Origin of the sequence: Pseudooceanicola aquaeponti (assembly GCF_050897975.1) — a bacterium.
Taxonomy (GTDB): Bacteria; Pseudomonadota; Alphaproteobacteria; order Rhodobacterales; family Rhodobacteraceae; genus Pseudooceanicola.
Genome location: NZ_JBPAXY010000001.1, coordinates 656812 through 682548 on the forward strand (window position 1 = coordinate 656812; position 25737 = coordinate 682548).

23 protein-coding genes and 2 tRNA genes are annotated in these 25737 nt (G+C 67.3%); 8 read left to right on the forward strand and 17 right to left on the reverse strand.

Features of this window, described 5'->3' with window-relative positions:
- Positions 1-75 precede the first annotated feature (75 nt).
- The 3 genes from rpoB to rplJ all read right to left on the reverse strand — a co-directional run bounded on the left by rpoB (position 76) and on the right by rplJ (position 5800).
- Positions 76-4212: a DNA-directed RNA polymerase subunit beta gene (gene rpoB / locus ACRARE_RS03250; protein WP_432654963.1), complete on the reverse strand. Its 4137-nt coding sequence runs from the start codon at positions 4210-4212 to the stop codon at positions 76-78.
- 616 nt (positions 4213-4828) lie between these two features.
- Positions 4829-5209, reverse strand: a complete 381-nt coding sequence (rplL, locus tag ACRARE_RS03255) for a 50S ribosomal protein L7/L12 (RefSeq protein WP_432654964.1) — start codon at positions 5207-5209, stop codon at positions 4829-4831.
- Between the two features lie 72 nt (positions 5210-5281).
- On the reverse strand, positions 5282-5800 hold the full coding sequence (gene rplJ / locus ACRARE_RS03260) for a 50S ribosomal protein L10 (RefSeq protein ID WP_432654965.1): 519 nt from the start codon (positions 5798-5800) through the stop codon (positions 5282-5284).
- A gap of 402 nt (positions 5801-6202) precedes the next feature.
- On the opposite strand from rplJ, the gene ACRARE_RS03265 reads away from it, so the two are divergent.
- On the forward strand, positions 6203-6985 hold the full coding sequence (locus ACRARE_RS03265; RefSeq protein ID WP_432654966.1) for a YkgJ family cysteine cluster protein: 783 nt from the start codon (positions 6203-6205) through the stop codon (positions 6983-6985).
- Positions 6986-7105: 120 nt separating this feature from the next.
- Here ACRARE_RS03265 and rplA read toward each other — a convergent pair whose 3' ends face one another.
- The 11 genes from rplA to parC form a co-directional block, all read right to left on the reverse strand.
- Positions 7106-7807: a 50S ribosomal protein L1 gene (gene rplA, locus ACRARE_RS03270; protein ID WP_432654967.1), complete on the reverse strand. Its 702-nt coding sequence runs from the start codon at positions 7805-7807 to the stop codon at positions 7106-7108.
- Positions 7807-8232, reverse strand: a complete 426-nt coding sequence (gene rplK, locus ACRARE_RS03275; protein WP_432654968.1) for a 50S ribosomal protein L11 — start codon at positions 8230-8232, stop codon at positions 7807-7809. Before rplK ends, rplA begins: the two co-directional genes overlap by 1 nt.
- 180 nt (positions 8233-8412) lie before the next feature.
- The gene (nusG, locus tag ACRARE_RS03280; RefSeq protein ID WP_432654969.1) at positions 8413-8946 is read right to left on the reverse strand and encodes a transcription termination/antitermination protein NusG; all 534 of its coding nucleotides are present in this window, start codon (positions 8944-8946) and stop codon (positions 8413-8415) included.
- 271 nt (positions 8947-9217) lie between these two features.
- Positions 9218-9409, reverse strand: a complete 192-nt coding sequence (gene secE, locus ACRARE_RS03285) for a preprotein translocase subunit SecE (protein WP_085887891.1) — start codon at positions 9407-9409, stop codon at positions 9218-9220.
- Positions 9410-9660: 251 nt separating this feature from the next.
- A tRNA-Trp gene (locus ACRARE_RS03290) sits at positions 9661-9736 on the reverse strand.
- Positions 9737-9968: 232 nt separating this feature from the next.
- Positions 9969-10733, reverse strand: a complete 765-nt coding sequence (locus ACRARE_RS03295) for a hypothetical protein (protein ID WP_432654970.1) — start codon at positions 10731-10733, stop codon at positions 9969-9971.
- Positions 10717-11811 carry a GSCFA domain-containing protein gene (locus tag ACRARE_RS03300; RefSeq protein ID WP_432654971.1) on the reverse strand — a complete coding sequence of 365 codons (1095 nt, stop codon included), beginning with the start codon at positions 11809-11811 and terminating at the stop codon, positions 10717-10719. Before ACRARE_RS03300 ends, ACRARE_RS03295 begins: the two co-directional genes overlap by 17 nt.
- 148 nt (positions 11812-11959) lie before the next feature.
- Entirely contained in the window at positions 11960-12931 is a 972-nt protein-coding gene (locus ACRARE_RS03305; protein WP_432654972.1) for a zinc transporter ZntB, read from the reverse strand.
- Between the two features lie 155 nt (positions 12932-13086).
- Positions 13087-14262, reverse strand: a complete 1176-nt coding sequence (tuf, locus tag ACRARE_RS03310; protein ID WP_432654958.1) for an elongation factor Tu — start codon at positions 14260-14262, stop codon at positions 13087-13089.
- A 268-nt stretch (positions 14263-14530) separates the two neighbouring features.
- Positions 14531-15337, reverse strand: coding sequence for a hypothetical protein (locus ACRARE_RS03315; protein WP_432654973.1), 807 nt, complete (start codon positions 15335-15337; stop codon positions 14531-14533).
- Between the two features lie 461 nt (positions 15338-15798).
- Positions 15799-18129 carry a DNA topoisomerase IV subunit A gene (gene parC / locus ACRARE_RS03320; RefSeq protein WP_432654974.1) on the reverse strand — a complete coding sequence of 777 codons (2331 nt, stop codon included), beginning with the start codon at positions 18127-18129 and terminating at the stop codon, positions 15799-15801.
- Positions 18130-18313: 184 nt separating this feature from the next.
- On the opposite strand from parC, the gene ACRARE_RS03325 reads away from it, so the two are divergent.
- The 4 genes from ACRARE_RS03325 to ACRARE_RS03340 all read left to right on the forward strand — a co-directional run bounded on the left by ACRARE_RS03325 (position 18314) and on the right by ACRARE_RS03340 (position 20825).
- Positions 18314-19015, forward strand: coding sequence for an SH3 domain-containing protein (locus ACRARE_RS03325; RefSeq protein ID WP_432654975.1), 702 nt, complete (start codon positions 18314-18316; stop codon positions 19013-19015).
- Positions 19016-19114: 99 nt separating this feature from the next.
- Positions 19115-19954 (forward strand): SDR family NAD(P)-dependent oxidoreductase, encoded by an 840-nt coding sequence (locus ACRARE_RS03330; protein WP_432654976.1) that lies wholly within the window; start codon positions 19115-19117, stop codon positions 19952-19954.
- Between the two features lie 97 nt (positions 19955-20051).
- A complete protein-coding gene (locus tag ACRARE_RS03335) occupies positions 20052-20249 on the forward strand; it encodes a twin transmembrane helix small protein (protein WP_432654977.1) in 198 nt (65 codons plus the stop codon).
- Positions 20250-20252: 3 nt separating this feature from the next.
- On the forward strand, positions 20253-20825 hold the full coding sequence (locus ACRARE_RS03340) for a cob(I)yrinic acid a,c-diamide adenosyltransferase (RefSeq protein ID WP_432654978.1): 573 nt from the start codon (positions 20253-20255) through the stop codon (positions 20823-20825).
- 165 nt (positions 20826-20990) lie between these two features.
- Here ACRARE_RS03340 and ACRARE_RS03345 read toward each other — a convergent pair whose 3' ends face one another.
- Positions 20991-21851: a hypothetical protein gene (locus ACRARE_RS03345; RefSeq protein WP_432655055.1), complete on the reverse strand. Its 861-nt coding sequence runs from the start codon at positions 21849-21851 to the stop codon at positions 20991-20993.
- Positions 21808-22794, reverse strand: a complete 987-nt coding sequence (locus tag ACRARE_RS03350) for a 2-hydroxyacid dehydrogenase (RefSeq protein ID WP_432654979.1) — start codon at positions 22792-22794, stop codon at positions 21808-21810. Before ACRARE_RS03350 ends, ACRARE_RS03345 begins: the two co-directional genes overlap by 44 nt.
- Positions 22795-22901: 107 nt before the next feature.
- Here ACRARE_RS03350 and ACRARE_RS03355 point away from each other — a divergent pair, with 107 nt between their 5' ends.
- Positions 22902-23543: an SH3 domain-containing protein gene (locus ACRARE_RS03355; RefSeq protein ID WP_432654980.1), complete on the forward strand. Its 642-nt coding sequence runs from the start codon at positions 22902-22904 to the stop codon at positions 23541-23543.
- A gap of 30 nt (positions 23544-23573) precedes the next feature.
- Here the strand turns inward: ACRARE_RS03355 and ACRARE_RS03360 are convergent, their stop codons facing one another.
- Entirely contained in the window at positions 23574-24371 is a 798-nt protein-coding gene (locus ACRARE_RS03360; protein WP_432654981.1) for a DUF3152 domain-containing protein, read from the reverse strand.
- Positions 24372-24711: 340 nt separating this feature from the next.
- Here ACRARE_RS03360 and ACRARE_RS03365 point away from each other — a divergent pair.
- Both ACRARE_RS03365 and ACRARE_RS03370 read left to right on the forward strand, forming a co-directional pair.
- A tRNA-Gln gene (locus ACRARE_RS03365) sits at positions 24712-24786 on the forward strand.
- 158 nt (positions 24787-24944) lie between these two features.
- Positions 24945-25652, forward strand: a complete 708-nt coding sequence (locus ACRARE_RS03370) for a TetR/AcrR family transcriptional regulator (protein WP_432654982.1) — start codon at positions 24945-24947, stop codon at positions 25650-25652.
- The last annotated feature ends 85 nt before the right edge of the window (positions 25653-25737 follow it).

Below are 25737 nucleotides of genomic sequence, written 5' to 3' on the forward strand. Positions count from 1 at the left end.
CTCGATGAGGTGAGGGAGCAGTAGGAGAGGGGCGGGCGGGGAGTTCCCCGCCCTAACGGGTCGCGGGTGCGGCCGTTATTCCTCGTCCTCCGCATCCAGGAGTTCCATGTTCAGGCCGAGGCCGCGGACTTCTTTCACCAGAACGTTGAAGCTCTCGGGAACGCCCGCTTCGAAGTTGTCCTCGCCCTTGACGATGCTTTCGTAGACCTTGGTCCGGCCAGCCACGTCGTCCGACTTCACGGTCAGCATCTCTTGCAGGGTGTAGGCGGCGCCATAGGCTTCCAGAGCCCAGACCTCCATCTCCCCGAAACGCTGGCCACCGAACTGCGCCTTACCACCCAGCGGCTGCTGCGTGACGAGGGAGTACGGGCCGGTGGACCGTGCGTGGATCTTGTCGTCCACCAGGTGGTGCAGCTTCAGCAGGTACTTGAAGCCGACGGTGACCTTGCGCGAGAACTGCTCGCCGGTGCGGCCGTCGAAGAGAACGGACTGGCCGCTTTCGTCGAAGCCCGCGCGCCGCAGACGCTCGTTGATGTCAGCCTCTTTCGCCCCGTCGAAGACCGGCGTGGCGATCGGCACACCGCCGGTCACGTTGCTGGCGGCCTCGATCAGGCGGTTCTCGTCCATGCCTTCGATGCCTTCTTCATAGACATCGTCGCCATAGGCCAGGCGCATGGCTTCGCGGACCGGGGTCAGATCACCGGTGCGGCGATAGTCTTGCAGCGCCTCGTCGACCTTCAGGCCCAGGGCCCGGCAGGCCCAGCCCGTGTGGGTCTCGAGGATCTGACCGACGTTCATCCGCGACGGCACGCCCAGCGGGTTCAGACAGAAGTCGACGGGGGTACCGTCTGCCAGGAACGGCATGTCTTCCATCGGCACCACGCGCGACACGACACCCTTGTTGCCGTGACGGCCGGCCATCTTGTCGCCCGGTTGCAGCTTGCGCTTCACCGCGATGAAGACCTTGACCATCTTCATCACGCCCGGCGGCAGGTCGTCGCCACGGCGGACCTTCTCGACCTTGTCCTCGAAACGGGCGTCCAGGGCGCGCTTCTGCGCCTCGTACTGCTCGTTCAGGGCTTCGACGATCTGGGCTTCCTTGTCGTCTTCCAGCGCCAGCTGCCACCACTGACCGCGGCTCAGCTGACCCAGCAGGTCTTCGGTGATCTCGGACCCGGCCTTGACGCCTTTGGGGCCCTTCACGGCCACCTTGCCCAGGATCATGTCCTTCAGACGGGCGTAGATGTTCCGATCCAGGATCGCCAGCTCGTCGTCACGGTCGCGCGACAGACGCTCGACTTCTTCGCGCTCGATCTGGAGGGCACGTTCGTCCTTCTCCACACCGTGGCGGTTGAAGACGCGCACCTCGACCACGGTGCCGTAATCGCCCGGCTTCACGCGCAGCGAGGTGTCGCGCACGTCCGAAGCCTTCTCGCCGAAGATGGCGCGCAGCAGCTTCTCTTCCGGGGTCATCGGGCTTTCGCCCTTGGGCGTGATCTTACCCACCAGGATATCGCCCGGCTCGACGTCCGCACCGATGTAGACGATGCCAGCCTCATCGAGGTTGCGCAGCGCTTCTTCACCGACGTTGGGGATGTCGCGGGTGATCTCTTCCGGCCCGAGCTTGGTGTCGCGAGCGGCAACTTCGAATTCCTCGATGTGGATCGAGGTGAAGACGTCGTCACGCGCGATGCGCTCGGAGATCAGGATCGAGTCCTCGTAGTTGTAGCCGTTCCAGGGCATGAAGGCGACGATGATGTTCTTGCCGAGCGCCAGTTCCCCCATATCGGTGGAGGGACCATCGGCAATCACTTCGCCCTTCTCGACCAGGTCACCCACCTTCACCAGCGGACGCTGGTTGATGGCGGTGTTCTGGTTCGAACGCTGGAACTTGCGCATGCGGTAGATGTCGACGCCCGGATCACCGGGTTCCAGATCGGCGGTGGCCCGGATCACGATCCGCTGCGCGTCGACCTGGTCGATGATGCCCGCCCGCTTGGCCTGGATGGCCGCGCCGGAGTCGATGGCGACCTTGCCCTCGATGCCGGTGCCGACCACGGGGGCCGTGGCGCGCAGCAGCGGAACCGCCTGACGTTGCATGTTCGCCCCCATCAGGGCGCGGTTGGCGTCGTCGTTTTCCAGGAAGGGGATCAGCGAGGCACCGACCGAGACCAGCTGCTTGGGCGACACGTCGATCAGGTCGACCGCTTCGGTCGGCGTCAGCGTGTATTCGCCCGCCTGGCGGGTGTTGACCATCTCGTTGGTGAACTTGCCTTCACCGTCCAGCGAGGCGTTGGCCTGGGCCACCACGTGACGCTGTTCCTCGGTGGCGGACATGTAGTGGACCTCATCGGTCACCTGCTTGTCCTTCACCACCCGGTAGGGGGTCTCGATGAAGCCGTATTTGTTCACGCGGGCATAGGTGGCCAGCGAGTTGATCAGACCGATGTTCGGACCTTCCGGCGTTTCAATCGGGCACATCCGGCCATAGTGCGTGGCGTGAACGTCGCGCACCTCGAAACCGGCGCGTTCGCGGGTCAGACCGCCCGGGCCGAGGGCCGACAGGCGCCGCTTGTGAGTCACCTCAGAGAGCGGGTTGGTCTGGTCCATGAACTGCGACAGCTGCGACGAGCCGAAGAATTCGCGCACGGCGGCAGCCGCCGGTTTGGCGTTGATCAGGTCCTGCGGCATGACCGTGTCGATCTCGACGCTGGACATGCGTTCCTTGATCGCACGTTCCATGCGCAGCAGGCCGACGCGGTACTGGTTTTCCATCAGCTCGCCGACAGAGCGCACACGACGGTTGCCCAGGTGGTCGATGTCGTCGATCTCGCCGCGGCCGTCGCGCAGGTCGACCAGGGCCTTGATGCAGGCCACGATGTCCTCGCGGTCCAGGGTCCGCTGGGTATCGGGCTTCTCCAGCGCCAGGCGCATGTTCATCTTCACCCGGCCCACGGCGGACAGGTCGTAGCGCTCGCTGTCGAAGAACAGGGTGTCGAACAGGGCCGAGGCGGCCTCGACGGTCGGCGGCTCACCGGGGCGCATGACGCGGTAGATGTCCATGAGCGCGCTTTCGCGGTTCATGTTCTTGTCCATCGCCATGGTGTTGCGCATGTAGGCACCGACGGTGATGTTGTCGATGTCCAGAACCGGGATCTCGGTGATGCCAGCGTCCAGCAGCTCTTTCAGGGTGCCGCCGATCGGCTCGCCGTCCTTGTCGTATTCGACAGTCAGCTCGTCCCCGGCCTCAACGTAGATGGCACCGTTCTCTTCGTTGATCAGGTCGCGGGCCACGAACTTGCCGACGATACGGTCGTAGGGCACCAGCAGGTTCTGCACAGAGCCTTCGTCGATCAGCTTTTTCACCGCGCGCGGGGTGATCTTCTTGCCGGCCTCGGCAATGATCTCGCCGCTGTCCGCGTCGACCAGGTCATAGGTCGGACGGGTGCCGCGCACACGCTCGGGGAAGAACTTGGTCACCCAGCCCTGGCCCCGGCGGTAGGTGTAGTCGACGGTGTTGTAATACGCGTCCATGATCGCTTCCTGGTCCAGGCCCAGGGCGTACAGAAGCGTGGTCACCGGCAGTTTCCGGCGACGGTCGATACGGGCGAACACGATGTCCTTGGCGTCGAACTCGAAGTCCAGCCAGGACCCGCGGTAGGGAATGATCCGGCAGGCGAACAGCAGCTTGCCCGAGGAATGGGTCTTGCCCTTGTCATGGTCGAAGAACACGCCGGGCGAACGGTGCATCTGGGACACGATCACGCGTTCGGTGCCGTTCACGATGAACGTCCCGTTCGGGGTCATCAGGGGCATGTCGCCCATGAAGACGTCCTGTTCCTTGATGTCCTTGACGGACTTGTTGCCGGTGTCCTCGTCGATATCGAACACGATCAGACGCAGGGTAACCTTCAGCGGCGCGCTGTAGGTCATGTCGCGCTGCATACATTCTTCGACGTCGTACTTGGGCTTTTCCAGCTCGTACTTGACGAATTCCAGGACCGAGGTCTCGTTGAAATCCTTGATCGGGAAGACCGACTGGAAGACGCCCTTGATGCCTTCGCCATCGGCGGGCTCGGGCTGGTCGCCGGATTTCAGGAAGAGTTCGTAAGAGCTTTTCTGAACCTCGATAAGGTTCGGCATTTCCAGGACTTCGCGAATCTTACCGTAGTATTTGCGAAGACGTTTCTGACCAAGATAGGTCTGAGCCATGACGGACGTCACCTTTCGTTTCTCATCCGGGTGCAGGTACCGTCGGGGCCTCCCGGTACTCCACCCTTCGAAACAGGGGGTTCTGATCAATGCCTGACCACCTGCCCAATGGTGGCCTCCCGATCCTTGAACCTCGCCTTGGAGAGGGCTTCGCGAAAAAGCCCTCGCCGAGATGGGGTTCCAGACAGCGATAGCCGGACGCGGGAAGCCCGCACCCAGCCTCGTCTAAATCCGGTCCGGCGCCGTCCGGCGCGCCGCGTGATCTCGTGATTTGGTCCTGGCGCATCCCGTTTCGCTCAAGGCGCCCGGGGTCTTCGGGGGCCTGCCCCGCTCCGCTCCGGTCGCTTCTTGGGAAAGATGAACGGGATAGGGTCGGGACCACCTCTCGGGAATGCAACAACGGCCAGACCCGAATCGCACGGGTCCAGCGGAACCTTGCAGATAGGACACCTTGGCCCCTGGCGCAATGGGCAGACCCTGAAAGGTGTGAAGATTTCGGCAATGGCCCGGCCCGGCGCGCCCGGGCCTGTCCCCACCCCGCAAAGGCAAAACGGGCGCCCCGAGGGACGCCCGCTTCACTAGAACCGGTCCGCGACAGGCGCGGACCGAAAGCCAATTACTTGACTTCGATCTCGGCGCCAGCTGCTTCCAGCTTGCCTTTGATCTCTTCGGCTTCTTCTTTCGAAACGCCTTCTTTGACAGCCTTGCCGCCGGCTTCCACCAGCTCTTTGGCTTCTTTGAGGCCCAGGCCGGTGATGCCGCGGACTTCTTTGATGACGTTGATTTTCGAAGCGCCGGCCGACTTCAGGATGACGTCGAATTCGGTCTTCTCTTCTTCGGCTGCGCCGCCAGCGTCGCCGGCCGGGCCTGCCATCATGACAGCGCCGCCAGCTGCGGGCTCGATGCCGTACTCATCCTTCAGGATGGTTTTCAGTTCTTGTGCTTCCAGCAGGGTCAGACCAACGATCTCTTCTGCCAGTTTCTTCAGATCAGCCATTTGACTTCTTTCCGTATCTCTAGATGTGTTCCAACGTGTGGGTCTGCGACCCTACGCCGGTTCTCATGTTGCTTACGCCGCCTCGCCACGCTCTTCGATCGTGGTGAGGATGGAGGCGATATTCGAAGCAGGGGCGCCAATGGCACCGGCGATGTTCGAGGCGGGTGCGCCAATGCAGCCAACGATGGAAGCGATGAGCTCCTCGCGGGACGGCATTTTCGACACGGCTTCGACACCGGCACGGTCCAGAGCGTTCTCACCCATTGCGCCGCCAAGAATTTCGAACTTCTTGTTCTCTTTGGCGAAATCTTCCGCGACCTTCGCAGCTGCGACAGGGTCTTCGGAATAGGTCAGAACGGTCATGCCCGTCAGGAATTCGGCCATGCTCTCGCAGGGCTTACCTTCCAGGGCGATCTTGGCGAGCCTGTTCTTGGCGACGCGCACTGCTGCATCGGCTTCACGAGCCTTTGCGCGCAGGGACTGCATCTCAGCAACCGTGAGACCGGTGTAGTGGGCAACCACCACAACGCCAGAGCTTTCGAAGATCTGGCCGAGTTCCTCGACCAATTTCTCTTTCTGGGCTCTATCCACAGTTTCACTCCAATTTGGGAGGTTTGACCCTCCGGCTCAGTTCTGCCGGAACAAGGTCCCGGCAAGCGGGTCCACAACGGGTCCGTCCAAGATCGTCCCGGGGAGCCGCCAGAGGGCGGGGCCGGAAGAAACTGGTTGTTACCCGTCTCAGGCAGGAATTATGTCGGGACTATCCCCGGCACCCACCGTCTCGGACGAATCGTCGGGGCAACCGAATCCCGGGAACCCTGACAGAGGCGGCTTCTAGGGCTTTTGGCCCCGCTTGTGAAGACCCTAATCTCATCCCTTCGCAGCACCCGCCGGGCGGGGGCCCCCCCGCCCCTCTTCCGCGCCCCCTCCCCGGCGGCTGGACCCTGCCCGCCCCGCCGATATACTTCGCCCCACGCCCGCCAGGAGAGCCGCATGAGCCGCACGCCCACCCGTCCCAGCCCCGGCAAGAAGGCCCCCAAGGGCCGCCCGGTCAGCATCGCCGCCCTGCGGCAGAAGCTGCCTCGCGCCCGCGCCCGGGGGATGCCCGCCGCGCTGGAAGAGCGCGGGCGCCGCATCCTGGAGGCCTGGCTGGCCAGCGCCGAGGCCCAGAGCCAGCCCTTCCGCGACATCCGCGCCGAACTGGCCTCGGGCGAGGCGGCGCGCAAGCTGGCGGCGATGACCGGCGAACAGATCCGCGCGGGCCAGCCGCCCGAGCTGGTGAATGCCGCCTGCGCCGAGGGCTGCGCCTTCTGCTGCATCCTGCTGGAGGGCGACGGCGGGCTGATCACCGAGGCCGAGGCGCGCAGGCTGCACGCCGCCCTGGCGCCCCTGGCCGGTCAGCCCGATGGCCGCGCCTGGAATGCCCATGCCTGCGCCGCGCTGGATCCCGACACCCGCGCCTGCCGCGTCTATGACGCCCGGCCCACGGTCTGCCGGTCCTTCCTGTCGGTCTCGGTCGAGGCCTGTATCGAGAATGCCGAGGGCGGCGAGGCGGACGGCTCGGGGATGCTGGGCAACCACCTGGACTACCTGTCGATCCTGGCCCTGTCGCGCGACCTGATGAAGGGCACCGCCCTTGTCACCACCTATGCGCTGGACCGGCTGGCCATCGCCACGGTCGAGGGCGCCGGGCTGGACGCGGCCCTGGCCGCCGCCAAACACCCCACGCGCGAGCTGGAGGATACCTGCGACGACATCGGCCATTCGCCCGACTGACGGCCCTCGGATGCGGCGCGCGGGCCCCTGCCCGCCCCCGCTCCGGCCCAATGCCTCTGACACGGAAAAAGGGCGGCCCCGCGGGACCGCCCTTTCCAATTCATTGCCACAGGCTGCCGATCAGGCGTTGCCGGTGGCGCTTTCGATCGAGACGGAGACGCCCGGGCCCATGGTGGAGCTCAGCGAGACCTTCTTCATGTAGGCGCCCTTGGCACCGGTCGGCTTGGCCTTGTTCACCGCGTCCACGAAGGCACGGATGTTCTCGACCAGCTTGGCTTCGTCGAAGGAGACCTTGCCGACGCCTGCGTGCACCACACCGGCCTTCTCGGCCTTGAACTGCACTTCGCCGCCCTTGGCTGCTTCCACGGCCGCTTTCACGTCCATGGTCACGGTGCCGACCTTGGGGTTCGGCATCAGGTTGCGCGGGCCCAGGATCTTACCCAGACGGCCGACGATCGGCATCATGTCGGGGGTCGCGATGCAGCGATCGAATTCGATCGTGCCGCCCTGGATGGTTTCCATCAGGTCTTCGGCGCCGACGATGTCTGCACCAGCAGCCTGGGCTTCCTCGGCCTTGGGGCCACGGGCGAAGACGGCCACGCGGACGTCCTTGCCGGTGCCGTTCGGCAGGCCGACAACACCACGGACCATCTGGTCGGCGTGGCGCGGGTCGACGCCCAGGTTCATCGCGATTTCGACGGTTTCGTCGAATTTCACGGCGGCGTTGCTTTTGATCAGCGCGACGGCTTCTTCGACGGTCAGATCTTCCTTGCCGGCGAAGGCTTCGCGGGCGGCGCAGGTACGTTTACCGAGCTTTGCCATTACTTCACCTCGATGCCCATGGAGCGGGCGGAGCCCAGGATGATCTGCATTGCCGCTTCGACGTCGTTGGCGTTCAGATCTTTCATCTTCGCTTCGGCGATCTCTTTCACCTGGGCGACGGTCACGGTGCCGACGGTCTGCTTGCCGGGGGTGTTGGCACCCGACTTCAGCTTGGCGGCCTTCTTCAGGTAGTAAGACGCGGGCGGCGTCTTGATGTCCATGGTGAAGGACTTGTCCTGATAGTAGGTGATCACGGTCGGGCAGGGCGCACCCGGCTCCATATCCTGCGTCTTGGCGTTGAACGCCTTGCAGAATTCCATGATGTTGATGCCGCGTTGACCCAGCGCCGGACCAACCGGCGGGGAGGGGTTTGCCTGACCGGCAGGCACTTGCAGCTTCATGCTGCCAACGAGTTTCTTGGCCATTGGCCTTCTCCTTTGTTCATCGCGCAGACGGTGGATTGCATCCACCCTACGCCTGCTCCCTCCGGCGCGCCGTCAGGAGCGGTTCTGCGTGGTCAGGTCCGACGGTCGCGACCGCCTCGCCTCCCACGTATGAACGGGACTTGCGCCCCGTCACGGGCCCGGAGGCCCGCCTCGCGCCGGTCAGCCTTGCTTGGTGACCTGCGTGAATTCCAGTTCGACCGGGGTCTCGCGACCGAAGATCGAGACCGAGACCTTGAGGCGCTGGTTGTCCTCGTCGACCTCTTCGATCATGCCGTCGAAGTCCTCGAAGGGGCCATCGTTGACCTTCACCTTCTCGCCGATCTCGAAGTGGATCAGGGTGCGCGGGGCCTCCTGACCTTCCTCGACGCGGCCCAGGATGCCCTGGACCTCGGCATCGCGCATCGGCATCGGGCGGCCTTGCGGGCCCAGGAAGCCGGTGACGCGGTTGATCGAGTTCACCAGGTGATAGCCCTCGTCGGACATTTCCATGTGAACCAGGACATACCCGGGCATGAAACGACGCTCGGTCGAGACCTTCTTGCCGCGGCGGACCTCGATCACCTCTTCGGTCGGAACGAGGACCTCGTCAATCTGGTCCTCCAGTCCCTTTTCCTCGACGCTCTGCCGGATCTGCTCGGCGATCTTCTTCTCGAAGTTCGAGAGGACCGAGACCGAGTACCACCGCTTTGCCATGTCGCAACGACCCTTCCATCGCCGGCCCGGCGCCTGCTGTGCCCCGAACGGGGACCGGCGCGGCGGACCGCATTTCCTAATCAGCGCCCCCAATAGAAAATCGGCGCGAGGCTCGAATCGCCGCGCGCCACATCTGGGGGTGGTCGGTGGGTTACAGCGAAGCGCGACAAAGCGCAAGCCCGCGAAGGGGATAGACCGGGGTTCGCCCCCTGCCCGTGCCGCCACAGCCCGCCGCCGGGTCCGCGCCGGGCCGGGGCCCGGGCGGCGTGGCTCAGCCGAAGAGGCTGAGCAGGCCGGTCAGGCCAGAGCGGATCAGCAGATCCACCAGGGCGAAGAAGATCGCGGTGATGGCGGCCATGACGAAGACCATGACCGTGGTCAGCAGCACTTCGCGGCGGGTCGGCCAGGCGACCTTGCCGATCTCGGTACGGGTCTGCTGGATGAATTGCAGCGGGTTCGCCATGGGCGGTGTCCTCGGATCAAAGGCGGGGGCGCGCAGGGCTGCGCGCGTCATCTGGCCCAGATAGGGCAAAAGCGGGGGGTGTTTCAAGGGCGAAGCGGGCGGTATGGCCCGGGGCCCGCCTCCCGGCCCGGGCGGGCCGCCTTGCCCCCCGGCAAGGAAGCAGGCAGCGCCGCCGAAGTCGCCGAGACAAACGCAGACAGCCGCGCGGCCCCTGAAAGGGGCGCGGCGGTCATGTCTGGCGGGGATCGGATTGGCAGGGGCAGCAGGGTTCGAACCCGCGACCTACGGTTTTGGAGACCGTCGCTCTACCAGCTGAGCTATACCCCTAATCCGTCGCTGTCGATTAAGGCAGGCGGGCGCCGAGTGCAAGGGGCGATCTGGCGGCAGGGGCGGAAAAATCCCCGGACCCTCGCGCCCCGATGCGGCCGGGCAACGGGGGGCTTTCTGCCCCCCTCGCGGCCCGGGGGGCGCGTCCCCCCGAGAGTATTTCCCGCCTTCAGGATGGGAGGGGGGGGGCTGCACCCGGCCCCACTGGCTCACCCAGATCTCAGCCCGGGTCTCAGCCGCCCAAGCTATCGCGGAAGAGGGTCACCATGCGGGCGGCGAAGGCGGCGTTCTTGTGCACCGGGTCGTCCTCTTGCCCGGCCTCTTCCGAGGCCCAGGCGGGCGCGGTCCAGTAGCCGCCGGTGATCGTGTCCTCGGGCTGGTGCAGCAGGCGCAGCCCGTCGCGCGCCGCCGCCCGGTCGAGCCAGAGGCGAATCGCCTCGCGCTGATCCGCCGTGGCCCCCGCCGCCGCCGGATAGAGGCGCCCGGGGTTGCCCACCCCGAGGGTCAGAAGGGGCGCGGGCGCAAAGGCGATCGGCAAGCCCGGGGTGGCGCGGGCGAACTCGCAGGCGATGCGATAGGCCTTGGTGCCGCGCAGGAACCGCCGGGCCACCTTCTCTTGCACCGCCGCCGACAGATGCCCGCCGGTGCAAAGCGTCTCCAGCAGCGGCGGCATGAAATCCGCCATCCTCAGCCGCGCGCCGTAAAAGAGGTAGCCCGCGAAATCCGCCCCCCCAAGGGCGCCCCGCCCCGCCCCGTTGATCCGCAGCGCCATGTCGCGCGCCGCCTCGTCGCCGGGCAGGATGGTATTGTCGCGAAACTCCAACGCGCGGAAGGCGGGGCCATAGGCGCCCCAGAACTCCAGATGCTCGGCCACCAGCGGCAGCAGGCCTGCGTCCAGCGCATGTTTCACCGAGGCGATATGGCTGTCGCCGAAGATGCAAAGCGAGGGCAGCGGCGCGGAGGCCGCCACCGGGGCGCGTTCAGCGGGCGAAGGCATTCAGCATCTCCTCTTCGCATTTCACATCCGTCCCGGCCTGGGCCTCTTTCCAGGCGGCGCGCAGCTTGCGCCCCGCCTTGCCGCCGCCCTTGCCCGCCTTGCCGCGCCCGGGCTTGACCGGGCCAAAGGTGGCTTCCTGGTCGGCGAAGAACTTCGACATCACCACCTCGACCCCCTCGGGGACCACGCTGCGCTGGTTGGGGGCATAGAACATGCCGCGGAAGACCGGGTGGGTGATGATCTCGTAGCTGGGGAAATAGTCCACATGGGCGTGATCCTGGGCCAGTTCGCCCGCCACGCCGCGCAGCACGGATTTGGAATAGCTGGTGGCGGTCAGCACATGTTCGCCACTGGCGGTCGCCGTCAGGGGGACCGGGCTGACCGTCAAGAGCACCTTCAGATCGGGGTTCTTGACCTTCAGCAGGGCCAGCACGGTTTCCATATCGGCCAGGATGTCGCCATGGCGGTGGTTGTGGAAAAGATGCGCCTTTGGGTCGAAGTCCCCCGCCAGGGTGCCGGGGCAGATGGCATATTCCAGCCCGCTTTCGCCGTGGCGCCAGCTTTCGGTCAGGCCCAGGGTAAAGACGAAGAGGCGCGCCGTTTCCACTGCGCGACGGATCGCCGCCAGGGTCGCGGCACGCGAGGCGCGGGCCTCGTCGATGCTGGCGAATCCCCCCGGTTCGATCGCCGGGCGCAGCGGGTCGTAGACGCGGCCCTTGCGGGTCCACCATTCGTCCGGGCCCTGCATCTCGCCATAGGCCAGGCGCAGCCATTGCAGCAGGGTCCGGGCGGTGTAGATATTGCCGGTGCGGAACGAGAAGATGCCGTAGTTATAGGCCCTTGCATCCTCGGCCCCCAGAAAGGGCGGGGCCGGTTCGGCATCGAACCAGTCATAGCCGCGGGCGGCCAGGGCACGGCCGATATGCTGGGCAAAGCAAGAGCCCGCGGTGACGATGGGCGCCCCCGGCAGCACCTGGAACTTCGGCTGCCACAGCCCCGCCAGCTGAAGCGGGTTCTTCTCGGCCACGCCGGTCTTCCAATAGGCGGTGGCGGGCAGGTCCTGATAAGGGTGCGACATGGCACGTCCTCTTGCAATGCGGCGGGGCGCGCAGCGCGCGGTGGCCCCGGTGTCCAAAGCACTCAACGCCCCGATCATGGCCAATACCAGACATTTCCGGGGAATTGTGCCGAAAAGACGCGGGCCGCGCGTTGGCGCCCCGGCGCCGCTACATCCAGTGCAGCCGCCGCAGGATCACCCCCTGCACCAGGAAGATCAGCCCCATCACGCCGGAGAAGATCCAGAAGGCATAGGGGCTGGCATCGCCCGGAATGCCGCCCACGTTGATCCCGAACAGCCCGGTGAAGAAGGTCAGCGGCAGGAACACCGCCGAGAAGATCGACAGGGTGTACATATGCCGGTTCAGCCGTTCCGACAGGGCGCCCGACAGCTCGTCGCGCAACACGCCCAGGTTCTCGCGCAGCTCGTCCAGGTTCTCGGTCATCCGGGTCAGCCGGTCGACGGCCTCTTGCACCTCGCGCAGGTCATGTTCGGCCAAAAGCGGGCTTTCGCTGCGCGCCAGCCGGGCCAGGGCCTCGCGCTGCGGCGGCAGGTGGCGGCGCAGTTCGACCACCGCCAGGCGCAGGGCGGCGATGCGGCGGCGCAGGTCCTGGTCGGGCTGGGCGATCACCTGCGGCTCCATCCCGTCGACCTCGGCGTCCAGCTCGGCCACGAAGGGTTCCACCCGGTCGGTCAGCCGGTCCACCAGATCGGCCAGGAAGGCCCCGGCGCTGTCGGGGCCCTGACCGCGCTCGACCTCGCGGGCGATCTCTTCCAGGGACAGCACGCGCTGGCGCGACAGGGTGATGATGCGGTCGCGGTCCACCCAGATCCGCACCGCCACCATGTCTTCGCGGTCGCGGTTGGGGTTCATGTTCAGCGCGCGGAAGTTCAGCAGCAGCCCGTCGCCCACCCGGGTGGCGCGGGGCCGGGTCTCGGGCTGGGTCAGCGCCTCGATCACCGTGTCGTCGAGATAGGACAGCCGGTCCGCGACCCAGTCGCGGGTGCCCGCATGGGCGGCGTCCAGATGCGCCCAGCCCAGGGTCTCGGCGCGCAGGGTATCGGGAATCGCCTCGCCGGTCAGGCGTTGGCCCCGCAGGGGGCCGGTCAGGGCGAAGGCAAAGTTCACGGGCGCGGTCATGCAGGCGAAGATAGCCGGGGCGGCGCAAAGGTCCAGCGCCGAGGCGCACCAGGCGCCCCCTGCCCGCCCGCAAACGCAAAACGGCGACCCCGGGGGGCCGCCGTTTCGATGATCTGTCCGTCCCGGGCGGGGTGATCCGCCCCGGCGATCGTCGATTACTCGACGATCTTGGAGACGACGCCCGAACCCACGGTGCGGCCGCCTTCGCGGATGGCGAAGCGCAGGCCGTCTTCCATGGCGATCGGCGCGATCAGTTCAACTTCGAACTTCAGGTTGTCGCCGGGCATCACCATCTCGGTGCCCTCGGGCAGCGTCACGGTGCCGGTCACGTCGGTGGTCCGGAAGTAGAACTGCGGGCGGTAGTTGGCGAAGAACGGGGTGTGACGGCCACCTTCGTCCTTGGTCAGGATGTAGACCTCGGCTTCGAACTTGGTGTGCGGCTTCACCGAACCCGGCTTACACAGAACCTGGCCACGCTCGACGCCTTCACGGTCGATACCGCGCAGCAGGGCGCCGATGTTGTCGCCGGCTTCACCACGGTCCAGCAGCTTGCGGAACATTTCCACACCGGTGCAGGTGGTTTTCTTGGTGTCCTTGATGCCGACGATTTCCAGTTCGTCACCAACGTTCACCACGCCACGTTCCACACGGCCGGTCACAACCGTACCACGACCCGAGATCGAGAACACGTCTTCGATCGGCATCAGGAAGGGCTGATCCACGGCACGGGCCGGCTGCGGGATGTACTCATCCACGGCCGCCATCAGTTCCTTGATCTTCTCTTCGCCGATTTCCGGGTCACGGCCTTCCAGAGCGGCCAGGGCCGAACCTGCGATGACGGGGATGTCGTCGCCGGGGAAATCGTAGGCCGACAGCAGTTCGCGGATTTCCATCTCGACGAGCTCGAGCAGCTCTTCGTCGTCGACCTGGTCAACCTTGTTCATGAACACGACCATGGCGGGGATACCCACCTGGCGGCCCAGCAGGATGTGCTCGCGGGTCTGCGGCATCGGGCCGTCAGCGGCGTTCACCACCAGGATCGCGCCGTCCATCTGGGCGGCACCGGTGATCATGTTCTTCACGTAGTCGGCGTGGCCGGGGCAGTCGACGTGGGCGTAGTGACGCGCTTCGGTCTCGTACTCGACGTGGGCGGTCGAGATGGTGATGCCGCGGGCTTTCTCTTCCGGCGCGCCGTCGATCTGATCGTAGGCCTTGAAGTCACCGAAGTACTTGGTGATCGCCGCCGTCAGCGTCGTCTTGCCGTGGTCAACGTGACCGATCGTGCCGATGTTGCAGTGCGGTTTGCCGCGCTCAAACTTTTCCTTACCCATGGTCAGGCGCCTCTGTGTCTGGGGGCCTCAGGCCCGATTTCACTCGGACGGCGATTTATTGGGTCTGAGGGGGAAAATCAAGCGTCACTTGGGCCACCGGGGCGCTGCGCGGCAGGGTGCGGCCATGGGGCACCGCAAGCTGCGGGATGTGCGGGGCTCGGACGGGGGCCAAAGGCCCCTTCCCGGGGGCAATTTGGTCCTGCCCCGGCCCCTCGCCAGGGGCCGGTTTCCGCGCCGCAGTCCGGCGGGAGTGCGCAGAATCCGGGGCTTAGCCGCCGCTGGAGGCCGGGCCATCGCCCGGCAGATCCGCATCCCCGTCATCGGCGCCCGTCACCTGGCTGCCCGGCACAGGGACAACCGTGTCGGTCACCGGGGCCACAGGCGCCCCCGAGGTGGGTTCCGGCGCGGGCGCCGTTGTCGGGGCGGCTGTCGCGGCAGCGGCGGGCGGCGTGGCGGTGGTGGCCACCGCCGCGGGCGCGGCAACCGTCGCCAGGGGCTGTTGCTGCCCGGCCTGGGGGCCCGGCGCCTCGCCGAACCAGGCCCGGTTCTCCAGGAGCCAGTTCTCGATCTGCTTCGCCGCGTTGCGCGCCAGGTTGGTCATCTGCTCTTCGCGGGTCTGGGTCAGGCCCGAGCCAACCATGGTCTCGCCCGAGAAGCTTTCCAGCACGGTGAACTGCTTCGGCGCCTCGTTGATCTTGCCCCCCGCCGCATCGTCCCAGACGGTGACATTGACGATCAGGCCGGATTTCGGCGACAGCACGATCGGGATGCCGGGCGGGGCCAGGATATAGCCCTCGACCGAGATCCCCAGGTGATAGAGCTTGTCGCCCTCGTAGCGACCAAAGCGCTCGGCAATCGCCGCCTGCATCTCGGCCACCCATTCCTCTTCGGTGGCATCGCGCGAGATCGCGACCTTCTTCATCTTGCTGGCCACGACGATGTTGTGGCCAAGGCGGAAATCTCCCAGGTCCGGCATCGGTTCGTCGAAATCGTCGGGATTGGTACAGGCCGACAGCAGCACGGCGCAGACGGCCAGGCCCGGCACAAGACGAGCGACAGCGGATAGTCGGAACATGGATCCCCCCGGGACGGTCATAACACGCCCCCCGGAGTAGCCGCTTTGCCCGCCCATGTCTATTCGCGCGCCAGAGCGGGGGGAGACGGGCGGAGGGGCGCCCCGGCGGGATGCGAGCGGGGATCTGCGCCCCGACACCAGAGGCGACACGTGTAAGGGGGCGGGGACTCTGCCCCCGTCGCCGGAGGCGACACGTGGGAGGAAGCGGGGGCTCTGCCCCCGTCGCGCGATGCGCGACTCCCCCGGGATATTTTTGGCAATGAGAAGAGAGGGGGGCGGGCCCGGTCGACCGGGGCCTTCGCGGGACGGCGGGAGCCGGGGAACCGCAGGGGCCGGGCGCGCCGGGGCGGCGGAGGCTGAGGTGGGCGCGGGCTGTCGGCTGGCGCGAAGGGTGGGCGCCCTGGCGCGGCGCGGGGCAGGGTCGCCGCCGGGGACTCCGGCGGCGACCTGGAGGGCGGGCCTCAGGTGAAGCTGTTGTCGCGGGGGAAGCCGCGCGGGGCCATGCGGCCGGTGCCGGCGCGCTTGCCCAGCCATTCGCCCAGCTCGGTCTCGGTGCGGGTACGGCCCGCCGGGTCGTGCCAGGACAGGCCCATTTCCAGCACCAGGGTGGTCAGGTCCGACAGGCCGCCGTCCTTGTATTTCTGCAACCGCACACCCTTGCCCCGGGTCATCTCGGGCAGCTCTTCCAGCGGGAAGACCAGCACCTTGCGGTTCTCGCCCACCACGGCCACGTGATCGCCCGTGACCGGCTTCACCAGGAGGGCCTTCACGCCATCCTTGACGTTCAGCACCTGCTTGCCCGAACGGGTCTGGGCCAGCACCTCGTCCTCGGGCACGATGAAGCCGTCGCCCGCGCTGGAGGCGACGATCAGCCGCTCGCCGGGGCGGTGGATGCGCATGGCCACGATCTCGGCCTCGTTGGGCAGATCCACCATCAGCCGCAGCGGTTCGCCCATGCCCCGCCCGCCGGGCAGGTTCGAGGCCATCAATGTGTAGAACCGCCCGTTCGAGCCGAAGACCAGGATCTTGTCGGTGGTCTCGGCATGGAAGGCGAAGCGGCCCTCGTCGCCGTCCTTGAACTTCAGCTTGTCCTGCTGGGCCAGGTCGATATGGCCCTTCATGGCGCGGATCCAGCCCATCTTGGAACAGACGACGGTGATCGGCTCGCGCTCGATCATCGCCTCCAGCGGCACCTCTTCGGCCTCGGCGGCGGCCTCGATCACCGTCAGGCGGTGGCCGCGCGCATAGTCCTTGCCGAAGGTCTTCCTGGTCTCGCGCAGCTCATCGGCGATGCGCGCCCATTGCAGATCGGGGGTGGCCAGCAGATCTTCGAGCCCGGCGCGTTCCTCCATCAGGGCGTCGCGTTCGCGCAGCAGCTCCATCTCTTCGAGGCGGCGCAGACTGCGCAGGCGCATGTTGAGGATCGCCTCGACCTGCACCTCGGTCAGCTCGCCCTCGTCGCCCTCGGCCAGGGGCGAGATGTAATCCTTCTCGTCCCGGGCGCGGGCGCGTTTCTTCGACCAGTCCTCGGCCAGCAGGGCCGCCTTTGGGTCGTCGTCGTAGCGGATGATGTCGATCACCCGGTCGAGGTTGAGGAAGGCGGTGACAAGGCCTTCCAGCACTTCCAGCCGGTGGTCGATCTTTTCCAGCCGGTGTTTCGAGCGCCGTTCCAGCACCTCGCGGCGGTGGTCGAGGAAGGCGCGCAGCACCTCTTTCAGCGAGCAGACCTTGGGGGTCAGCCCGTCGATCAGCACGTTCATGTTCAGGCTGAACTTGATTTCCAGATCCGAGTTGCGGAACAGCATCCCCATCAGAAGATCCGGGTCCACGTTCTTGGACCGCGGCTCCAGCACCATGCGGATGTCATCGGCGCTTTCGTCGCGGATGTCGGCCAGGATCGGGATCTTCTTGGTCTGGATCAGCTCGGCGATACGCTCGACCAGCTTGGATTTCTGCACCTGATAGGGGATCTCGGTCACCACGATCTGCCAGGTGCCACGGCCCAGATCCTCGACCTCCCACTTGGCACGCAGGCGGAAGCTGCCGCGGCCGGTGCGATAAGCCTTGGCGATGTTTTCCGGGCTTTCGACCAGCACCCCGCCCGTGGGGAAGTCGGGGCCCGGCACATATTGCAGCAGCGTGTCGTCGCGGGCATCCGGCGTCTTGATCAGATGCAGGCAGGCATTGACCAGCTCGACGATGTTATGGGGCGCAATGTTCGTGGCCATGCCGACCGCGATCCCCGACGAGCCATTGGCCAGCAGGTTCGGGAAGGAGGCGGGCAGCACCACCGGCTCGGTCAGGGTGCCGTCGTAGTTGTCGCGGAAATCGACCGCATCCTCGGTCAGCCCCTCCATCATCGCCTCGGCGACGGCGGTCAGGCGGGCCTCGGTGTAGCGGCTGGCGGCGGGGTTGTCGCCGTCGATGTTGCCGAAGTTGCCCTGGCCGTCGACCAGCGGGTAGCGGACGTTGAAATCCTGCGCCAGGCGGGCCATGGCGTCATAGATCGCCGCGTCGCCGTGCGGGTGATAGTTGCCCATCACGTCGCCCGAGATCTTCGACGATTTGCGGAACCGCGAGGTGCCGGTCAGCTTCAGCTCGCGCATCGCATAGAGGATGCGCCGGTGCACCGGCTTCAGCCCGTCGCGGGCATCAGGCAGGGCCCGGTGCATGATCGTCGACAGAGCATAGGTCAGATAGCGCTCGCCAATGGCGCGGCGCAGCGGTTCGGCCAGCAGGGCACCGGGGCCCTCGGGGGCGCCGGTCTCGGGATCGTCGGGCGTGTCACTCATGTCCGCGGTGATAGCCGCAGCCCGCGCGGCGGTAAAGCGCCGCCTGCGTCCCCGGGCACCCCTGCGGCCATCGGCAGGGAACTTCCGACGCCGCTGCGGGTTGGTTGCGCAACAAGAGCGTCGCGGCGGGAACCTGCCACCCCCTGCCCCGCGTCGCGCAGAAAACCGCTGCCCGGAGGTTCCGATGTTCCGCTTCATGACTGCCACGACCCTTGTCCTGACTGCCGTCTTCTACCAGCAGAGCGGCGGCGCCGATTTCGAACCCTGGCAGCGCGAGCTTCCCGATTACGTCCGCACCGAGGCCCCCACCCCTTATTCGCTGGCCCGCGCCGAAAGCAGCCCCGCCCAGGCGCCGATGGCCGCCCAGGCGGCGACCATGCCCGCCGTCTTCGTCTCGGACAGCCAGCCGCTGCGCCTGGCCTCGATCGGCGGGCAGACGGACACGGGCCTTGATCCGGCGCTGGAGGGGATGCGCTTTGCCACCGTGACCAATGCCGCCCTGGGCGCCGAAGCCCCCCTGCCCGACAGCTCGACCCGGCGCGACGTGCTGCCCGAGGCGGCCCGGCAGATGATCCCCACGACCCCCGAACGCCAGGCGCTGCTGCGCGGCACCCTGCCCGCCACCGCCGGTGACGCCCCCGAGGCCAACGCCCAGGACCGGCCCGCCCCGACGCTGGACGACCCGGCCCGCGACCTGCGCCAGGTTTCGGGCGACCGGGTGAACCTGCGCGCCGGGCCGGGCACCAGCTATGGGGTGCTGGCCACCCTGGACGAGGGCGCCGCCGTCGAGGTGCTGGACGTCCGCGACGGCTGGCTGAAGCTGAAGACCGACGACACGGGCCGCATCGGCTGGATCGCCGACTGGCTGGTCAGCGCCGCCAACTAAGGCGCGCCCCTTCCCCCTTCCCTCCGCCGCGCGCCCTCTCACGCGCGGGTCCGGCCCGGCGGCCTTGCTCGCCGGGCCGTCGCGTTGCATAGCGAGGGCATGACGAAATCCATCCTCATCACCGGCTGTTCCTCCGGCATCGGATATGACGCCGCCCACGGGCTGAAGGCCCATGGCTGGCGCGTCTTCGCCAGCGCCCGCAACCCCGACGACTTGGCGCGCCTTGCCGCCGAAGGGCTGGAGGCGCTGCACCTGGACTATGCCGATCAGGCCTCGATCGAGGCGGCGCTGGCGCAAGTGCTGGACGCCACCGGCGGGCGGCTGGACGCGGTTTTCAACAACGGCGCCTTCGCCATTCCGGGGCCCACCGAAGATATCTCGCGCGAGGCGATGCGGGCACTGTTCGAGACCAATTTCCTGGGGCCCCATGCGCTCAACCGGCTGGTGATCCCGGTGATGCGCGCCCAGGGGGGCGGGCGAATCGTCAACTGTTCCTCGGTGCTGGGCCTGGTCGCGGCCCCCTGGCGCGGCGCCTACAACGCGTCGAAATTCGCCATGGAAGGGCTGACCGATACCATGCGGCTGGAACTGGCGGGCAGCGGTGTTCATGCCATCCTGCTGGAGCCCGGGCCGATCCGCACCGATTTCCGCAAGAACGCCATCAAGGCCTTCGAGACCTGGGTCGACTGGGAAAACTCGGACCGGGCAGACGAGTACCGCAACGGCCTTCTGGACATGCTTTACAAGCGCGGGCCGAAATACCAGGGCAAGGCCGCCTTCGAGCTGGAGCCCGCCGCCTGCACCGCCAAGCTGATCCGGGCGCTGGAAGATCCCCGCCCCCGGGCCCGCTACATGGTCACCACGCCCACCTATATTGCCGCCACCCTGCGCCGCCTGCTGCCCGCCCGCCTGCTGGACCGGGTGACAAAGAACGCCTGAGCCGCCGCGCGGCCTCCCCCCACGCACCGCGACAAAAACGATGGTCGCTTTTCGCGCCCGCCCGCCCTAGATATCGGGGAACCGAAAAGGAGAGCCCATGGCCCAGGACCCCCTCTTCCTCGTCGCCGCAGGCGCGGTGCTGATCGTCGCCATCATCCTGATGCTGGGGATCGGCAACTTTGCCCGCAGCGGCGATCCGAAAACCTCGAACAAGCTGATGCAATGGCGAATCGCCGCGCAGTTCATCGCCGTTCTGGTGATCCTCGCCTTCGTCTACATCCGCGGAAAGGGCTGACCCATGGTCGTTTTGTCGAAGATCTACACCCGCACCGGCGATGCCGGCACCACCGCCCTGGGCGATGGCACCCGGGTGCCGAAACCCTCGCTGCGGGTCGAGGCCTACGGCACCTCGGACGAGACCAACGCCGCCGTGGGCCTGGCGCGCCTTCATGCCGAGGGCGAGATGGACGCGGCCCTGGCACGGATCCAGAACGACCTTTTCGACCTGGGCGCCGATCTGGCCCGGCCGGGAATGGAGAAGGACCACGAGGCCCCCTACACGCCGCTGCGCATCATCGCCAGCCAGGTGGAACGGCTGGAACAGGAGATCGACGTGATGAACGCCGATCTGCAACCGCTGCGCAGCTTCGTCCTGCCCGGCGGCTCGGCGCTGTCGGCCAATCTGCACCTGTGCCGCACCGTCTGCCGCCGCGCCGAACGGCTGGCGGTGGCGCTGATGGCCGAAGAGGGCTGCAACGCCGAGGCGGTGAAATACCTCAACCGCCTGTCCGACTGGTTCTTCGTCGCCTCGCGCATCGCCAATGACGGCGGCGCAAAAGACGTGCTCTGGGTGCCCGGCGCCACGCGCTGAGGGTCACCGGCGGGGGGGGGGCTCCGCCCCCCGCTGCGCTCCCCCCGGGATATTTCTGGCCGACAAATAATAGAAGACGGGCGCCGCGGGCAGGCGCGCGCCCTTGCCGATATTTGTTGGCCCCAAATATCCCCGCCGGAGGCAATCGGCCCTCGGGCCGATACCCTAGGCCGCCACCAGGCGCCTGGCTGCGGCCCAAAGCGCCAGCAGCAGCACCATCGGCAGGACGATCATCCGCAGCAGGAAGACCCCCACCAGGGTCAGGGTGGCGTTCAGCAGATCATCCGCCTGATCCCAGAAAAACCGCGCCGCGCCGCGGTAGGCCTCCCAGCTTTCGCGCCAGGATTGATCCTCCAGCGCCACCAGCCTACCCGCCTCGGCGCCGATCCGGTCCAGCGTCGCATTGGCCGCCCCCGCCGCCTCGGCGGTCAGGATCTCGCCGCCCCAGACCCCCAGCACGAAGACCAGCGGCAGGGCGATGGCGAAGGCAAAGCCCAGGCCGCCGCAAACCCCGCCCAGGCGGCGCAGGGCGGGGGGCGCGCGGTGCCAGCCGGTGGCCGCCTCGCAGCCGCCCCGGGTCAGCAGCGCCAGGGCCATCAGGGCGAACCCCACCGAGGCCACGGGCGCCAGCGAGATCTTCAGCACCCCGGTCAGCACCGCCACGGCAAAGATCGCCGCCGAGACCCGTTCGACCGTGTCATCCACCGGTTCGAGCCATTTCAGCGGCTGCACCGAGCCTTCGACCACCAGCGAGCCGCCCACCTCGACCTCTTGCGCCGTCGACAGGAAGGCATTGATCGCCCGCAGGCTGACATAGGTGGCGCCTGCCGCCACGGCGATATCGCCCTGATAGGCCTCGGCCCGGGTGGTCAGGGGGTTTTCGCGCGGCATCGCCGCCAGAAGAAGGCACAGCCCGGCCAGCACCAGTGACAGAAGCGAGTTGCGGGCAGAGCGCATGGGCGGGCCTTCCGTCAGCGGGCGATCACAGCATTCCGGGCAGCACCAGATCCGGCGGCCGGTGGCCATCGGCGAAGGTCTTGATGTTGATCAGCACCTTCTCGCCCATCTCCAGCCGCCCCTCGCGGGTGGCCGAGGCCATGTGCGGCAGCAGGATCGCGTTATCCAGCTCGCGCAGGCGCGGGTTCGACTGGCGTTCGCCGCCGAAGACGTCGAGGCCCGCCCCCGCGATCTCGCCCGCGCGCAGCATCCGGGTCAGGGCGTTCTCGTCGATCACCTCCCCGCGCGAGGTGTTCACGATCACCGCCTCGGGCTTCATCAGCTTCAGGCGCCGGGCGTTCATCAGGTGGAAGGTCGAGGGGGTATGCGGGCAGGTCACCGCGATCACGTCCATCCGCGCCACCATCTGATCCAGGCTTTCCCAGTAGCGCGCCTTCAGCTCGGTCTCGATCTCGTCGCGCAGCTGGCGGCGGTTGTGGTAATGCACCTGCATCCCGAAGGCCGCCGCGCGCCGCGCCACCGCCTGGCCGATCCGGCCCATGCCGAGGATGCCGATCCGCTTGCCCGCCACCCGCGAGCCCAGCATCGAGCCCGGCGCCCAGCCTTCCCAGTCGTCGCGCTGCATCAGGGCCAGACCTTCGGGAATCCGCCGCAGCAGGGCCAGGATCAGCGCCATGGTCATGTCGGCGGTATCCTCGGTCACCACGTCGGGGGTGTTCGACACCAGGATACCGCGCTGCCGCGCCGTGGCCACGTCGATATGGTCAACACCGGCGCCGAAATTGGCGATCAGGCGCAGGTTGTCGCCGGCCTGGCTGAGCAGCGACTGGTCGATCCGATCGCGCAGGTTGGGCACCAGCACATCGGCCGTATGCACCGCCTCGACCAGCTCTTCGCGGGTCATCGGACGGTCGGCGGGTCCGAACCGGGTGTCGAACAGCTCTTCCAGGCGGGCTTCGACCCGCTCGGGCAGGCGTCGCGTGACGACAACACTCAGACGGCGAGATGGCATGGGCGGGCTCCTCTGTCTTCCCATTCCGGCAATTCGCAGGCAAAGTGGCCCAAACAAGGTGAGGGTACAAGAATTACCCCACGCAGGCAGCAGAAACAGGCCCCATCATGAGACCAATACGCAAGCGCGTCCTGGCGCTTTCGGTGTCGTTCTTCGCCATTGCCGGCGTCCTGGCCGCCTCGGAACCGCCCGAGGCCCCCGATGATGTGGCCCAGGTGCTGGAAGAGGCCGCAGCCCCCGCCGCCGCCCCGCCGCAGATGGCCGCCGTCCAGGTCAGCGACCCGATCCCGCCTGCCCCCCCTGCCCAGGCCCAGGTGCAACAACTGGGGCCAGAGACCAACCTGCCCCTGCCCCGCTTCGTGTCGATGAAAAGCGACCGCGCCCGGGTGCGGCGCGGCCCGTCGATGACCCATCGCGTCGACTGGGAGTTCCTGCGCCGCGACATGCCGGTCGAGGTGGTGGCGGAATATGGCCATTGGCGGCAGATCCGCGACCATGACGGCGTCGGCGGCTGGGTGCACTACGTGCTGATCTCGGGCAACCGCACCGTGCTGATCGAGGACCCGATGCTGGACCTGCGGTTCCAGCCCTCGACCGAGGCCCGCGTGGTCGCCCGGCTCGAACAGGGGGTCATTGCCGATCTGGGCAAATGCGATCCCGACTGGTGCCGCCTGACCGTGGGCGGCTACCGGGGCTGGGCGCCGAAAAGCGCGTTGTGGGGGGTAACTCCGGACGAGATCCGCGACTGATCCCAGACTGATCCGCGACCGGGCGCAGCCCTATTGCAGGCGCAGGTGGCGCAGCCCCTGGGCCAGGGCGGGCGACAGGGCGCGCGGCGCCGGGAAGGGCCAGCCATTGCCGCGACAGCCGCGCAGGCTCTTGGTCTGTTGCATCATCACCGGGGCCAGTGCGCCAAAAGACGGGCAGGCACTGTGGCGGTGGCCCAGGGCATGGCCGGTCTCGTGATTGACCAGATAGGCCCGGTAATCGTGCAGGGCGCCGTCCCAATGGGGCATGGCCCCCTGCCAGCGCACGGCATTCATCACCACGAACCGCCCCTGCCGACAGGACAGATAGCCCAGGGTGCGCAACGGCAGGCACATCCGGTCGACCCGGGCCGGGCTGGCCAGCACGAAGCGGATCTGCGCCGCCTCTGGCGCGGCGGGTACGAATCGCACCCGCTGTTCGGCCTGCCAGCCGCGCGGGTCGCGCAGGATTGCCGCGATCTCGCGCCCGACCGCCTCGGGGTCGAGGCCGGTTGCGGCCTGCACCTCGACCGAAAAGCGCACCGGGCGACCCGGCCCGCCCGTCTCTCCCGGATCCTCGCGCTGCGCCGCCGCCGCGTGCAGGGGAAGCCCCCGGGCCGCAACCGGGGTCCCGCCGCGCGAGGGGGCGGGGCGCAGCGCCGCCGGGACGGCACAGAGGAACCCCTGCAGGGCCCCGGCGCAGCCCTCTGCACCGGCGGCCACCGTTTCCTTCGCCATTGCCCCCAGCACCACCGGGGCCGCCACCAACGGGGCAGCTGTCAGCGCGCCGAGGCACAGCGCCGCCAAAAGGCCCGGCAAAAGACCCAGCACCAGGCGCGCCCAGAGGGGCCGCGACGGGGCGGACCCTGGGCACAGGCGGGTCGGGGCAGCGGGGACAGGCACGGGGGCAAAGCCTTTTGGCAGGGGCAGGCGCGGCCACAGGCTAGGCGCGGCCCGCCCGCCGGGCAAGTGTTTTGACCTGTCAGGTGCGCCACCCCCGGCGCCTGCCCCAGGCCAGCCCCCTGCCTGGGCAGACCACGCGAAGCCCCCCGGCCCAGCAACATCAGGCCCATCCGGCACCCGGGTTCGGCGGGTCGAAAAAAAGCCGCTCTCTTTCTGCCAAAAAGGGGTTGAACCCCGGACGACCCTCGATTAATTAGCGCGTCACCGTTGGGGTGTAGCCAAGTGGTAAGGCAACTGTTTTTGGTACAGTGTACCGTAGGTTCGAATCCTACCACCCCAGCCACTTTCCTTTGAAATGAATATCTTAGTCGCAGCGCCCCGGCGCTCGTCTGCGTGTTTTGCAGGCGCCGCCGCGTCATCCCTGCGGCCCCGTCCGCTCTGCCGTTGCGTGGCCGCGCAGGGCCGCTAGACTGGCGGGCCAGTGGACCAGGGGGAAAACCAATGCCAGCGGCCAAAGACGAGATCGACGCGGAGATCGCCCCGCGCTCGGCCGAGACCCGCCCCGACCGCCTACCCGATCCCGAGGAACCGGCACAGCGCCTGACCCGGCGCGACTGGCTGAACCTGGCGCAGAAGGTGCTGATCGAAGAGGGCATCGACCAGATCAAGATCCAGGTCATGGCGAAGCGGCTGAACGTGGCGCGCTCGTCCTTCTACTGGCATTTCACCAGCCGCGAAGACCTGTTCCAGGCGATGCTGGACGACTGGCTGAAGATGAACACCGGCCCGATCATCGAACGTGCCCTGCGGCCCGCGCCCGATGTGATCGCCGCCGTCACCAATGTGTTCGAATGCTGGGTGGACGAGGCGCTTTTCGACCCGGAACTGGACATTGCTGTCCGGCTTTGGGCGCGCCGGTCCGAAAAGGTGCGGGCGGTGGTCCTTCAGGCCGATTCGATGCGCCTGGACGCCCTGTGCCAGATGTTCGCCCGCTATGGCTGCGGCCCGGAAGAGGCGCTGATCCGTGCCCGCGTCCTCTATTACACCCAGGTCGGCCAGCACACGCTGGAAGAGACGGAAACCCCCGAGGTGCGCTTCTCGCACGGGCCCGCCTACCTGCATATCTTCACCGGCCAGACCCCGACCGAGGCCGATGTGGCCTATCTGAAGACCCTGGTGCGCGAGAAGTACAACCCCAAGCGCCGCTGACGCCGCCACCCTCCTCCTGCTCGCTTCGCCCGTTTCACAGGCCCTCCCCCGCCCGGCCCCGCCGCGCGGGCAAAAACTTTGTCGC